The sequence below is a fragment of the Sphingomonas sp. ABOLH genome (assembly GCF_003951715.1).
GTDB lineage: Bacteria > Pseudomonadota > Alphaproteobacteria > Sphingomonadales > Sphingomonadaceae > Sphingomonas > Sphingomonas hankookensis_A.
This window is the reverse complement of sequence record NZ_QQWV01000048.1, coordinates 18069-29227: the sequence shown is the minus strand read 5'-3', so window position 1 is coordinate 29227 and position 11159 is coordinate 18069. Positions and strand designations below refer to the sequence as shown.

15 protein-coding genes are annotated in these 11159 nt (G+C 67.2%); 12 read left to right on the top strand and 3 right to left on the bottom strand.

The features are described 5' to 3' along the window. Nucleotide 1: 1 nt before the first annotated feature. Nucleotides 2-184 carry a CsbD family protein gene (locus CA237_RS16790; RefSeq protein WP_024310649.1) on the bottom strand — a complete coding sequence of 61 codons (183 nt, stop codon included), beginning with the start codon at nucleotides 182-184 and terminating at the stop codon, nucleotides 2-4. Between the two features lie 132 nt (nucleotides 185-316). Between CA237_RS16790 and CA237_RS16785 the strand changes: the two genes are divergently transcribed. The 12 genes from CA237_RS16785 (at nucleotide 317) to CA237_RS16730 (ending at nucleotide 9244) form a co-directional block, all read left to right on the top strand. Then, nucleotides 317-505 carry a hypothetical protein gene (locus CA237_RS16785; protein ID WP_024310650.1) on the top strand — a complete coding sequence of 63 codons (189 nt, stop codon included), beginning with the start codon at nucleotides 317-319 and terminating at the stop codon, nucleotides 503-505. Continuing rightward, nucleotides 475-882 carry an antibiotic biosynthesis monooxygenase gene (locus CA237_RS16780; protein WP_196803788.1) on the top strand — a complete coding sequence of 136 codons (408 nt, stop codon included), beginning with the start codon at nucleotides 475-477 and terminating at the stop codon, nucleotides 880-882. The genes CA237_RS16785 and CA237_RS16780 overlap by 31 nt, the downstream gene beginning before the upstream one ends. A gap of 94 nt (nucleotides 883-976) precedes the next feature. Beyond that, the gene (locus CA237_RS16775; RefSeq protein ID WP_164523912.1) at nucleotides 977-1645 is read left to right on the top strand and encodes a hypothetical protein; all 669 of its coding nucleotides are present in this window, start codon (nucleotides 977-979) and stop codon (nucleotides 1643-1645) included. Nucleotides 1646-1658: 13 nt separating this feature from the next. After that, nucleotides 1659-2213 carry a hypothetical protein gene (locus CA237_RS16770; protein ID WP_024310653.1) on the top strand — a complete coding sequence of 185 codons (555 nt, stop codon included), beginning with the start codon at nucleotides 1659-1661 and terminating at the stop codon, nucleotides 2211-2213. 16 nt (nucleotides 2214-2229) lie between these two features. Further along, the gene (locus CA237_RS16765; RefSeq protein ID WP_010408937.1) at nucleotides 2230-3435 is read left to right on the top strand and encodes a DUF87 domain-containing protein; all 1206 of its coding nucleotides are present in this window, start codon (nucleotides 2230-2232) and stop codon (nucleotides 3433-3435) included. Next, nucleotides 3432-4706 carry a hypothetical protein gene (locus CA237_RS16760; RefSeq protein ID WP_024310654.1) on the top strand — a complete coding sequence of 425 codons (1275 nt, stop codon included), beginning with the start codon at nucleotides 3432-3434 and terminating at the stop codon, nucleotides 4704-4706. Before CA237_RS16765 ends, CA237_RS16760 begins: the two co-directional genes overlap by 4 nt. Beyond that, complete coding sequence (locus tag CA237_RS16755) at nucleotides 4703-4888, top strand: hypothetical protein (RefSeq protein ID WP_024310655.1); 186 nt, start codon at nucleotides 4703-4705, stop codon at nucleotides 4886-4888. The genes CA237_RS16760 and CA237_RS16755 overlap by 4 nt, the downstream gene beginning before the upstream one ends. Nucleotides 4889-4981: 93 nt before the next feature. Then, nucleotides 4982-6679 (top strand): ATP-binding protein, encoded by a 1698-nt coding sequence (locus tag CA237_RS16750; RefSeq protein WP_126014909.1) that lies wholly within the window; start codon nucleotides 4982-4984, stop codon nucleotides 6677-6679. Nucleotide 6680: 1 nt separating this feature from the next. Further along, nucleotides 6681-6875, top strand: a complete 195-nt coding sequence (locus CA237_RS16745; protein ID WP_024310657.1) for a hypothetical protein — start codon at nucleotides 6681-6683, stop codon at nucleotides 6873-6875. Continuing rightward, a complete protein-coding gene (locus CA237_RS16740; RefSeq protein WP_126014907.1) occupies nucleotides 6872-7837 on the top strand; it encodes a hypothetical protein in 966 nt (321 codons plus the stop codon). Before CA237_RS16745 ends, CA237_RS16740 begins: the two co-directional genes overlap by 4 nt. Before the next feature lie 43 nt (nucleotides 7838-7880). Further along, nucleotides 7881-8240 (top strand): DUF3768 domain-containing protein, encoded by a 360-nt coding sequence (locus tag CA237_RS16735; protein WP_010409079.1) that lies wholly within the window; start codon nucleotides 7881-7883, stop codon nucleotides 8238-8240. Between the two features lie 50 nt (nucleotides 8241-8290). After that, nucleotides 8291-9244, top strand: a complete 954-nt coding sequence (locus CA237_RS16730; protein ID WP_126014905.1) for a hypothetical protein — start codon at nucleotides 8291-8293, stop codon at nucleotides 9242-9244. Nucleotides 9245-9350: 106 nt separating this feature from the next. Here the strand turns inward: CA237_RS16730 and arsH are convergent, their stop codons facing one another. Continuing rightward, entirely contained in the window at nucleotides 9351-10091 is a 741-nt protein-coding gene (gene arsH / locus CA237_RS16725) for an arsenical resistance protein ArsH (RefSeq protein ID WP_047100423.1), read from the bottom strand. Beyond that, nucleotides 10088-11158: an ACR3 family arsenite efflux transporter gene (arsB, locus tag CA237_RS16720; protein ID WP_047100424.1), complete on the bottom strand. Its 1071-nt coding sequence runs from the start codon at nucleotides 11156-11158 to the stop codon at nucleotides 10088-10090. The genes arsH and arsB overlap by 4 nt, the downstream gene beginning before the upstream one ends. Nucleotide 11159 lies beyond the last annotated feature (1 nt).

Sequence of the window (11159 nt, the reverse complement as noted above, 5' to 3'; positions counted from 1 at the left end):
GTCAGATGTTGTCGCCGAGCGCGCCCTTGACCGAGCCCTTTACGTCCTGAGCGGACCCCTTCAGCTTCTGGGCCTTGCCCTCCGCTTCGAGGCTCGCGTTGTCGGTCGCCTTGCCGATCCCTTCCATGACGTTGCCGGCCAGCTTGTTGCCCGCAGCGTTCACCTTGTCGGTTGCTTCACCCATGATCGAACTCGTTTGAGCGATATGTTGATGGGTGAAAACCAGTACCCACCAGCCACGGTTCCGTAATGGCTGGCGTACCGCTGTTCTCCCGGATACTCCTTTCGAGCCCGATCACCGGGCAGGAGATTAGAGATGCGCACAATCGTCGCCGCTACTGCCGCGCTTTCACTTCTCGCTGGTGTCCCGGCACTTGCCGCCCCCTGCAAGGATGCCAAGGGCCGCTTCGTCAAATGTCCCGAGAAGCCCGCCAAGCCCACGCGCTGCAAGGATGCCAAAGGCAAGTTCGCCAAGTGCGGCACGCCCGGCAGCAAACCCGCCTGACCACCATGCCGGACCGGGTGCCCCCGGTCCGATCCTTCGCATCCGGGAGAGAACGCCTGACCAGCTCCGTCTACAAGGTCGACAAGTTCGCCGTCCCTGCCGCCAGCATCGACGCCTTCGTCGCGAAGCTTACCGAGACGCATGCCTTTCTCGACGATATGGAGGGCTGCATCCAGAACCTCATCCTCACGCAGGAAAGCGGCCCGGGCGGCTATAACATCGTGACCATCGTCGAGTGGCGCGACCAGGCCTGTCTCGACCGTGCCAGATCGCTCGCGGCCGAACGGTACCGCGAAAGCGGCTTCGAGCCGGCGACCATGATCGATGCGCTCGGCATCCGGGCGGACCTCGGCAACTATCGCGTCGTCGAGCATTGAACGGCCCTCGGCCGCCGGCGAGGAGACCGGGACGCCTCTTCGCCCGGTAGAGGAGGGGGAGGGATAGCTGTCAGATCCATGAGGGAGATGACAGATGACCCGGTTCAAGCCCAGCCCCCGACCCGACACGACCCCTTGGGACACGCCCGATCGCGCCGACCAGGTGCTGCCCGGCATCTGGCGCGTGTGGACGCCCAGCCATGGCGGCTATGTCCTGTCGGACGAACGCCAGTCCGCGATGCCCGACGCGCTGCGCCGCGACGATCCGTTTTATGAGGAAGACGTCGATTACGCGCTGGTACTCTACGCCTTCGGCAGCGAGTTTCGCCGCTTACCCATCCCCGGCATCGCGCTGCAGGTCGAGAACGCGCGCCGGTCGGTGCGCTGCTGGCATCCCGACCGCTGGACCGCGCTGACCGGCGAGGACGTGCCGGTCCACGACAGCCACGTCGTTCGCCGCCGCGCCGCCTATCAGGCGATCATCGGCCAGTATGAGAGTGTCTCGGCGTCGGGTTCCTGGGCGGACTGGGTGCCCGAGGGCAAGGTCGGCTGCGTCTTCCGCCGCGTTGTCAGCGTCGATGCGCTCGGCTTCGCGCGCCACGAGGGCGCGCCGATCCACGGTCTCGTCGACAAGGACCGTTACGAACGCCGCCAGATGCCCGAGACGTTCGAGAGCCTGGACGCGGTCCGCGTCGAGAGCACCGCACCGATCTCCAAGCAGGTCGACGCGAGCGCGCTCGCGCACCTCCTCCCCAGCGCCTGAAAGGACCGCCACGATGAGCGTCTATCTCTATCTGTTCCACGGCCGCGCCACGCCCGACGAGGACGTCGAAGACTGGGGCTGCGAAGGCCCCGCGATCGGACCGCTCGACTATATCCACACCACCTATGGCAGCGAGGTGAAGATCCGCGGCGCGAAGGCGGTCCTGGAAAAGTTCTTCCCGAATTCGGAAATCCATTTCCACGAGGGCTATGGCGAACACGCCATCCAGCTCGCCGGCGACTGTCTTCCGCACGACGGCAAATTCTACGGTGACTGGTCGATCTGCACCGAGGATCGCCTCCGTTTGCCCGCCGCCTCGCGGATCAAGCCGGTGTGCGACGAGTGCGGCAGCGACAACGTCACCAAGGACGCCGTCGCGGTGTGGGATGAGGCCGAACAGGCCTGGGTGCTGCTCAGCACCTACGATTCCACCACCTGCCAGACCTGCGAGCGCGAGAGCGACGACATGCTCGAATGGCGGACGCTCGACGGTGCGCCCGCTCCCGATCCCGACGCTCCCGCCGTCCCTACCAACGACCCGGCGCCGCCCGATGCCGATGCCGCCTGACCCGGAGGACCGCGCCATGACCTGTGTTACCCCGATCCGCGCGCCCGAGGCCGCGGACAATCGCGTACCGCTGGGCCATCATTCGACCGGCACGCTCAGCCTTGACCTCGATCGCCTGCTTGCCGGACGCCTGCTCATCCAGGGCAGCTCCGGGGCGGGCAAGAGCAGGACCTTGCGCCGGATCATCGAGGAGGCGTTCGACTATACGACGCTTGCGATCGTCGACCCCGAGGGGGAATTCGAGAACCTCGCCCGCCATATCGGCGCGACCACGATCCGCGCGGTCGAACTCACCGCCGACGGGCTGACGGCCGCGGCGACGCGCAGCCGGCGACATCGGCTGTCGATGCACATCGACCTCACCGACCTCGATCCCGACCAGCGGATCATCAAGGCAGCCGCGTTCTTTGCCGGCCTGGTCGGCGCACCGCGCGAGGACTGGGCGCATACCATGCTGGTGTGCATCGACGAGGGCCATCTGCTCGCACCGCATGTCGCCGGTTCCGCGCTCGATGCCGATGCCCGCCGGCTCGGCGTCGCCACCCTGACCGACCTGTGCGCGCGCGGCCGCAAGCGCGGTCTCGCCCCCGTCATCGCCACCCAGCGCCTCGCGAAGCTCTCCACCTCGGTCGTGTCCGAGCTGCAGAACGTGCTGGTCGGGCTCAACGTCTTCGACCGCGACATCGCGCGCGCGGCCGACCTGCTCGGCTTTCCCGCGCGTGACGCCGACCTGCTGCGCAACCTCGCCCCCGGCGATTTCTTCGCGATGGGTCCGGCGCTGTCGGCAACCCCGGTGCTGGCGCATATCGATCCCACCATCACCGAACATCTCGGCAAGACCCCGGAACTGCGTGCCGCCGCGTCCGTCGATGCCGACGAGGCGGCGAAGCTGCTCGATCTCGCGGGCCTGGCCGAGGTCGCGGACCACGGCCCCGCCATCGCCCTCAAGGGCACGCGCGCGCTCGACGCGTTCCTGCTCGATCCCGCTGCGACCGACGCGGCCGCGATCATGGACGCGCTGAAGCGCATCTCCCCCAACGCCAGCACCGCGCGCGACCTCGCACGGCACCTGTCGCTCGACGCCGAGCGCACCGACCGCGCGCTCAACCTCCTGTCGGCGATCGCCGCGGTCGACACCATGCCCAAGGGCGACGACCGCATCGCCCGCCTGCATGCACGGCTGCGCGCGCGGCTGAGCGACGTCGCCGTGGTGTCGCTGTGACCGACCTCGCGCCCGATATCGTCGAGCTGGTCGCGTGTCCGAAGCTGCCCGAGCCGTGCGGGCGCCTGCGCGAGATGCCGTTCCGGCACGATGCCTGGACCCCCGACGAGATCGCCACGGTCGAACGCATGTTCTGCGACGACGCCGCGATCGACGACATCGTCGCCGCGCTCGGTCGCGGCCGCGCCGGCGTGCGCGACAAGATCGCCAAACTGGGCCTGCGCCGCAATTCGTCGCGTCCGTGGTCGACCGACGAAGACGCATGGCTCACCCGCGAATATGGCCTTCGCCCCACGGCCGATCTCGCTGGAGATCTCGGCCGCGCCTGCACCAGCGTCTATGCCCGCGCGGGCGTGCTCGGGCTGACCGAAGGAAATCCTCCAAAATGGAGCGACTGGGAGGATGCCCAGCTGCGCGCCGGCTACGCGCAGGCGATCCCGATCGCACAGATCGCCACGCTGATCGGACGCCCGCTGTCCGGCACCGCGACCCGTGCCAACGCGCTCGGTTTGCGCCATCCCAACAAGCCCGCTGACTGGACCGAGGCCGAGGCGACGCGGGCGCTGACGCTGGCCGGGGAGGGGCTTCGTTATATCGCGATCATCGACATTCTCGCCACAGAGGGCTTTCCGCGCAGGACCAAGGCTGGCTTCGGGCCGCACCTGCGCAAGCTCGGCTATGGCCGGGGATGGGGCCGCAACTGGACCCCTGACGAAGACACACTGCTCATCCGCGCCTATGCCGACGGGGCAAGCCTGACCCCGCTCACGACCAGGCTCGGCCGCACGAAATGCTCTATCCGCTGGCGCGCCGACTATCTCGGGTTGCGCGGCACACATGCCAACCGCGACGGGTTCCGGGGCGGGCCGGTGTGGAGCGACAATGATCTGGAAAGGCTGCGCGACCTTTACGGCACGATGCCGATGGACGCCCTGGCGACGAAGATGGGTCGCACCAAGGCTTCGCTGTTCACGCGCGCGAACATCCTCGGCCTTGTCCACGGCTATCACCGGAAATGGACCGAAGAGGAGATCCGGGCGCTGCGCATCGCGCACGACTTCGGCGTCGCGCTGCCTGATGTTGCGGCAGCGATCGGCCGCAAATATCCAGCGGTCCACAAATATGCCGAAAAGCACGAGCTTCGCTTCTCGCGTCGCCCGCGCCGCGCAGCCCCCTGGACGCTCGCCGAAATTATCGCGCTCGATCCTTCGGGAACGGGCGTCACCGACCATGTTGCCATCCCCGGCACAATCGATGAGGAAAAGCCATGACGCCGCTTCGCCTCGCCCGCGATATCGCAACCGGCGCGCCGATCGACCGCGACACCCGGCGTGCCCGCCTCCTCGCGGCGCGGCGCTATGCGATCAACTCGGTCCCGCGTCGCGGTATCCTCAGCGGTCACTGGGACGCGGGCACCGTGGTCGGCGCGTTCCGCGACGGCAAGGCAGGCTGACCAGGGCTCGGCCCGATGCGCCGATGAAGGAGAGAGGGAGCGGGGAGGGAAGGCGTGACGGACGCCTGAGCCCTTTTCCAGGAGCGCACTCCCATGATTCCCGCCACCATCGCGACCGCGGTCGCCCCCGAGACGATCGCCAAGGTCACGCGCCTGTTCAACAATACCGCGTTCGACGTCATCTGCGAACTCCTCCAGAACGCGCGCCGCGCCGGTGCGACCGGCGTCGCGCTCGCGCTGAACGGCGCCGGCGCCGAGCACTTCCTGCACATCACCGATGACGGCCACGGCATCGCCGATCCGGTGAGCATCGTCACGCTCGGCCGCTCGGGCTGGTCCGACGAGACGCGCCGCGCCGAAGATCCCGCCGGCATGGGCGTGTTCAGCCTCGCAGGCCGCGACGTCATCATCCGCTCCTTCTCGAAACCCGACCGCCAGGGCTGGATGGCGCATATCCCGGCCTCGGCGTGGGAGACGAGCCGCCCGATCGCGATCGAACCCGATCCGATCATGCGCGGCACCGCGATCACCGTGCGCGTGCCCGACGAGTGGCTGAAGACGCTCGAGCGCGACGTGGCCCGCGCCGCCAAACATTATCCGGTTCCCGTGACCTGGAACGGCGCGGTCCTTCCGCAGGAGGACTGGCTGAAGGACGCGGTCCATGTCGAGGAATGGTACGGCGTGCGAATCGGCGTGTTCCAGAAACACCCCTCGCATTATTCCTCGCGCGACGGACGCCTCAACTTCCACGGGCTGACCATCCCGTGCGACCTGCCGTATGTTCAGGAAGTCGACCGGGGCGGCCACTGGATCGCGCGGGTCGACATCTTCGACGCGCCGCAAATCCAGCTCGTCCTCCCGGCGCGCAAGGAAGTGGTCGAGAACACCGGCATCGCCGCCCTGCGCGATGCGGTCCGGCTCGCGATCTACCGCGCGATCGAGGCCGCGGGGACGCACCGGCTGTCGGCGCATGACTGGCGCGAGGCGCGCTCGCTCGGTATCGCACTACCCGAAGCCGAGCCCTATCTGTTCGCATGGACCGCCTATGCGGCCGACAGCTCACGCAACTACGAGAGCGGCGCACGCGTGACCGACACCGGCATGGTGCTGATGCCCGACTTCGATGCGCTGATCGGCCAACCCGCGCAGGCGGCGATCGCGAAGCATAATCCGTTCGGTGGTCCGCTGGTCGAGGCCCAGGACGCGTTCAAGGGCTATGGCTGGTACGATATCCTCGCCCGTGTCGAGGATATGCGGTTCCGCGTCACCCAGGGCGACCGCACCTTCATCGTCTCCGACAGCCGCGAAGCGCCCGCCGAGGCGGAAAACGGTTGGGTCGAGGCTATCACGCTCGAGGCGACGATGAGCCACGCCGGCGCATTCATCGAGGTATCGACCGACGCGAATGTCGCCTTCGCACCCGACCAATGGTCGTGCAACTCGGTCGACGAGACGTCCGTCTTCGTCCGCCGGGGCAGCGAAATCACCGCGCTCGGCGTCGCCGACATCCTCGAAAACGCGATCTTCTATGCCAGCGACGACAGCGATGCCGACAGCTACGATACGCAGCTCGAGCGCTTCCAGGCCGATGCCGCCGAACGAATCATCGGCCTGCTCGAAGGCGACGATGCCGCGCTTGAGAACCGCATTCGCGACAAGCTGGCGGGGCATTATTTCCTCGTCCCCGAGGACCGGACGGTCACCGTCGTCATCGATCGCGACAGGCTCGACGTGACGATAACGGCCCGCGCGGTGCCTGCCGCGCCCGAGGCCGCAGCGGAGGGCGCGTGACATGGCACGCTACAACCACGCCTATACGATCGCCTTCAGCCTCGTCTCGAACGACGACAAGGGCCACGACGTCGACGCGCGCCAGCTGAAGGAGGCGCTGCTCGCACGGATCGAGAACCTCGACGAGGAAGGTAGCTGGGTCGAGTCTGCCGGTGCGCCCTACGACACCTATCTCGAACCGGAGGATGCACCATGACCGGCGCGGCAGTTCCGGTCGTGCCGCTGGCGCCGCCGCCACCAGTGGTGCTGGCCTACGGCATCGGCGTCGACAGCACCGCGCTGCTGATCGAGAAGCACGCGCGCGGCGAAGCGCCTGACCTCGTGCTGACCGCCGATACCTCGGTCGAGAAACCGGCCACTTACGAATATCTCGACGTGATCCGGCCCTGGATGCGCGATCGCGGCATCCGGTTCGAGCTGGTCAGCTATGTCCCGAGGCGATTCAAGCACTGGCCGCCCTATTACGGCATCCTCGAGATGTGCCTGACCAACGCCACGCTGCCGAGCAAGTCGCTCGGCGGGTCGAGTTGCAGCCTCAAATACAAGAAGGCGCCGCAGGACAAATTCCTGTCGACCTGGCAACCAGCGGTCGACGCATGGGCGCGCGGGCAGCGCGTCGTCCGCCTGATCGGCTATGACGCCGGTCCGCGCGACACCGCGCGCGCCAACCATGCGCTGTCGATCGACGATCCGCTGTACGACTGCCAATATCCCTTGCGCGAATGGCGATGGGACCGGCCCGACTGCGTCGCCCGCATCCAGGCCGAGGGTCTGCCGGTGCCCCCCAAATCGGCGTGCTGGCTGTGCATCGCCAATCATCCGGACGAAATCCGCGGCCTCCCGCAATGGTGCCTGCGGCTCATCGTGCTGGTCGAGGCACGCGCAGCCCCGCGGCTGCACACGGTCGAGGGCCTGTGGCGCAGATCGACCCGCGCGCGCCCCGGATCGATGACCGCCTTCATCCGCGACGAACACCTCCTGCCGGCCGACGAGATCGACCGCATCATCCGCGATGCGCCACTCGACCTCATACGGTTCCAGGACGTCGCGGCGGTCATCCCGCTCGGCGAGCGCCCGACGATGGGCGACTGGCTCGACCGCTTCCATGCGGCCTTTCCCGAACGAGGCCGGGGACAAAGCGACGCGCTCGCCGCCTGAAGTCCCCGCCACCATCGCTATCGACCCAACGGAGGATCGTCACATGATTTTGACCGCCACCGAAACGCGCCTCGAAGCCGTGGCCAGGCTCAACGACCGTTGCCGCCAGGGGTTCGACCGCACCGCGAAGATCGTCATGACCCGCGCGTGCCTCGGCGCGCTGTCGAACGGCACGCTCGCCTCGGAAGCCGTCGCCCAGGCGCATGTCCTGCAGGCGCTGCGCCGCTACACTTTCCCCGCCGACTGTCCCGAGCGCGATCGCGGCCAGTTCGAGCTGTCAGGCGAGACGATACACTTCCGTATCGATTATTATGACGTGGCGCTGGAATGGGGATCGGAAGACCCCGCCGACGCCAGCATCACGCGCCGTGTTCTCACGCTCATGCTGCGCGAGGATCTGTGATGCGTATTGTCGGAATGGCCGACAGCTATCAGCTAGCTGGCCGCTAGACGATGACGATCGAGATCATCCTCGGCCTGCCGCATCTCGCAAACGGGCCTATCCTTCAGCGCGCGGTCGCGCTGCAAGCACCGGTGCTGATCTCGGCCAATTGTCTGTCGCGCTGGCGCAAGGCCGATGGCTGGCGCGAGTGGTCGGGATGGCGCACCGGAACGCTCGCCAACGCGCGACCGCTCGCCAGCGTCGACCTCGATTCCGCCGGTTACACCATGATGGTCCGCTATGGCGGGCTTCCCTGGAGCATCGCCGATTACATGGCGCTCGCCGCGTCATGGCCGTTCCGACGCATCTCGTCGGTCGATTACTGCTGCGAAGAGGGCGTTGCCCACGACCGCGAGGAAGTGCTCGACCGCATCGCGCGCACCACCGCCACCAACCGAGAATGCTTTGCCCGCGCCGACGACTTGGCCATCCGCGACCGGCTGATGCCCGTGCTGCAGGGCCGCGTGCCCGACGACTACGTCCGTTCACTCGACGCGATCGGCGGTCTGATCCTGCCCGGCACCGTCGTCGGCATCGGCAGCATGTGCCGGCGACCGATCCACGGTCCCGAAGGGCTGATCGCCGTCGTCGAGCGGCTGACCCGCATCCTGCCGATCGGCGTCAAGGCGCACCTCTTCGGGGTGAAAGGCGATGCCCTGCCGTACCTCACGCCGTTCGCACGCTGGATCGCCTCGATAGACAGCCAGGGATGGGGCGTAGGCGTGCGACAGCACGCGCTCAGGCATCGCATCGCCAAGACCGACGCGCTCGGCGCCGACTTCATGGAACGCTGGTATCGCACGCAATGCGCGCGAACGCTCGAAACACCGCGACACCTGCCCGAGGCCGCGGCGTCTACTCCACCGCCACCAACCGCCGACCCCTGGGAACGCGCGATCGCGCAGGCTCGCGCCGAGATCCGCGCCCTGATCGAGAGCGGCGATCTCTTAGGTCCGGTCCTCTGATCTGTCTCATTAGGAACGGATGCGGAGAGGGATCAGGCCGACCGCCGCGCTAACCCAAAGAGCTGGCGGTGGTCGGCCTGATCCCTCGCTTGGCGAGGCGCTCGACTTAAGCGATCGACTGCGATGCCAGATCGGGGGCGGCATCCTGCTTTGCCGCCTCCGCCTTCCGCTCCGAATAGCGGTCGACGAGCTGCACGGCGTGCCCACGGGTGAGCACGGTAAAGCGCACCAGCTCCTCCATCACATCGACGATGCGGTCATAGTAACTGGAGGGCTTCATGCGACCGGCTTCGTCGAACTCCTTGTAGGCCATCGCCACGCTTGACTGGTTGGGGATGGTGAACATCCGCATCCAGCGGCCGAGCAGCCGGAGCGTGTTGACCGCGTTGAACGACTGCGATCCGCCCGACACCTGCATCACCGCCAGCGTGCGGCCCTGGGTCGGGCGCATCCCCTTCATCTCCAGCGGCAGATGGTCGATCTGCGCTTTCATGATACCGGTGATCTGGCCGTGACGCTCCGGGCTGCACCACACCATGCCCTCCGACCACATGGCATGGTCGCGCAGTTCATGGACGGCGGGATGATCGTCGCCCTTCACCTGATCGGGCAACGGCAGGTCGGTCGGATCGAAGATGCGCGTCTCCGCCCCGAAGAACTGGAGCAACCGTGCCGCCTCCTCGACTGCGAAACGCGAGAAGGACCGTTCGCGCAATGAACCATAGAGCAGCAGGATACGCGGCGGTGGATCGCCCGCACCAAGCCCGAACGCGGGCCGCTCATGGACATAGCGGAGATCGAGCGCCGGCAGATGATCAGGGTCGGTCAACTCGCTGATACGGGTCAAGCAGCGGCTCCCTTCTCATACCAGCCGCGTGTCCGCTTCACGATCGCCACGACCGACAGCATCACCGGCACCTCGACCAGCACGCCGACGACCGTGGCGAGCGCGGCGCCGGACTTGAGGCCGAACAGGCTTATTGCGGCGGCCACCGCCAGCTCGAAGAAATTGGACGCGCCGATCAGCGCGGCGGGCGCCGCCACGCACCATGCGACGCCAAAACGGCGGCTCAGCCAATAGGCCAGCCCGGCATTGAAATAGACCTGTACCAGAATCGGCACGGCGATGAGCGCGATCACAAAGGGCTGCGCGACGATTGCCTCGCCCTGGAAGCCGAACAGCAACATCAGCGTCGCCAGCAGGGCGGTGAGCGACACCGGCCCGAGCCGGGCCAGCAGCCGGTCAAGCGCGGCCTGTCCGCCTGATGCCAGCACGGCGCGACGGACGAGCTGCGCGACGATCACCGGCACGACAATGTAGAGGCCGACCGAGAGCAACAGCGTATCCCACGGCACCGTCACCGAGGCGACGCCGAGCAGCAGCCCGACCAGCGGTGCGAAGGCGAACACCATGATGAGGTCGTTCAGCGCCACCTGGCTCAACGTGTAATTGGGTTCGCCGTCGCAGAGGTTCGACCACACGAACACCATTGCCGTGCAGGGCGCAGCCGCCAGCAGGATCAGCCCGGCGATATAGGACGGCGCTTCGCCCGCCGGCAGCAACGGCGCGAACATCCAGCCCAGGAACAGCGTGCCGAGCAGCGCCATCGAGAAAGGCTTGACCGCCCAATTGATGAACAGCGTGACACCGACGCCCTTCCAATGCTGGCGCACCGATCCCAGCGCGCCGAAGTCGATCTTGAGCAGCATCGGCACGATCATCAGCCAGATCAGCACCGCGACGACGAGATTGACCCGCGCCACCTCGGCGGAGGCAATCGCGCCGAACAGGCCGGGCAACATATGGCCGAGCGCGATCCCAGCAACGATGCAGAGCGCCACCCACAGGGTCAGATAGCGCTCGAAGAAGGAGATGCCGGGACGAGCCGGCGTGGCGTCGAGAACGGTCGCCATG

What these genes read in the sequence shown, in the direction of transcription:
- CA237_RS16790 (WP_024310649.1), bottom strand. Translation starts at nt 184, where the DNA reads ATGGGTGAAGCAACCGACAAGGTGAACGCTGCGGGCAACAAGCTGGCC.
- CA237_RS16785 (WP_024310650.1), top strand. Translation starts at nt 317, where the DNA reads ATGCGCACAATCGTCGCCGCTACTGCCGCGCTTTCACTTCTCGCTGGT.
- CA237_RS16775 (WP_164523912.1), top strand. Translation starts at nt 977, where the DNA reads ATGACCCGGTTCAAGCCCAGCCCCCGACCCGACACGACCCCTTGGGAC.
- CA237_RS16770 (WP_024310653.1), top strand. Translation starts at nt 1,659, where the DNA reads ATGAGCGTCTATCTCTATCTGTTCCACGGCCGCGCCACGCCCGACGAG.
- CA237_RS16765 (WP_010408937.1), top strand. Translation starts at nt 2,230, where the DNA reads ATGACCTGTGTTACCCCGATCCGCGCGCCCGAGGCCGCGGACAATCGC.
- CA237_RS16755 (WP_024310655.1), top strand. Translation starts at nt 4,703, where the DNA reads ATGACGCCGCTTCGCCTCGCCCGCGATATCGCAACCGGCGCGCCGATC.
- CA237_RS16750 (WP_126014909.1), top strand. Translation starts at nt 4,982, where the DNA reads ATGATTCCCGCCACCATCGCGACCGCGGTCGCCCCCGAGACGATCGCC.
- CA237_RS16745 (WP_024310657.1), top strand. Translation starts at nt 6,681, where the DNA reads ATGGCACGCTACAACCACGCCTATACGATCGCCTTCAGCCTCGTCTCG.
- CA237_RS16740 (WP_126014907.1), top strand. Translation starts at nt 6,872, where the DNA reads ATGACCGGCGCGGCAGTTCCGGTCGTGCCGCTGGCGCCGCCGCCACCA.
- CA237_RS16735 (WP_010409079.1), top strand. Translation starts at nt 7,881, where the DNA reads ATGATTTTGACCGCCACCGAAACGCGCCTCGAAGCCGTGGCCAGGCTC.
- CA237_RS16730 (WP_126014905.1), top strand. Translation starts at nt 8,291, where the DNA reads ATGACGATCGAGATCATCCTCGGCCTGCCGCATCTCGCAAACGGGCCT.
- arsB (WP_047100424.1), bottom strand. Translation starts at nt 11,158, where the DNA reads ATGGCGACCGTTCTCGACGCCACGCCGGCTCGTCCCGGCATCTCCTTC.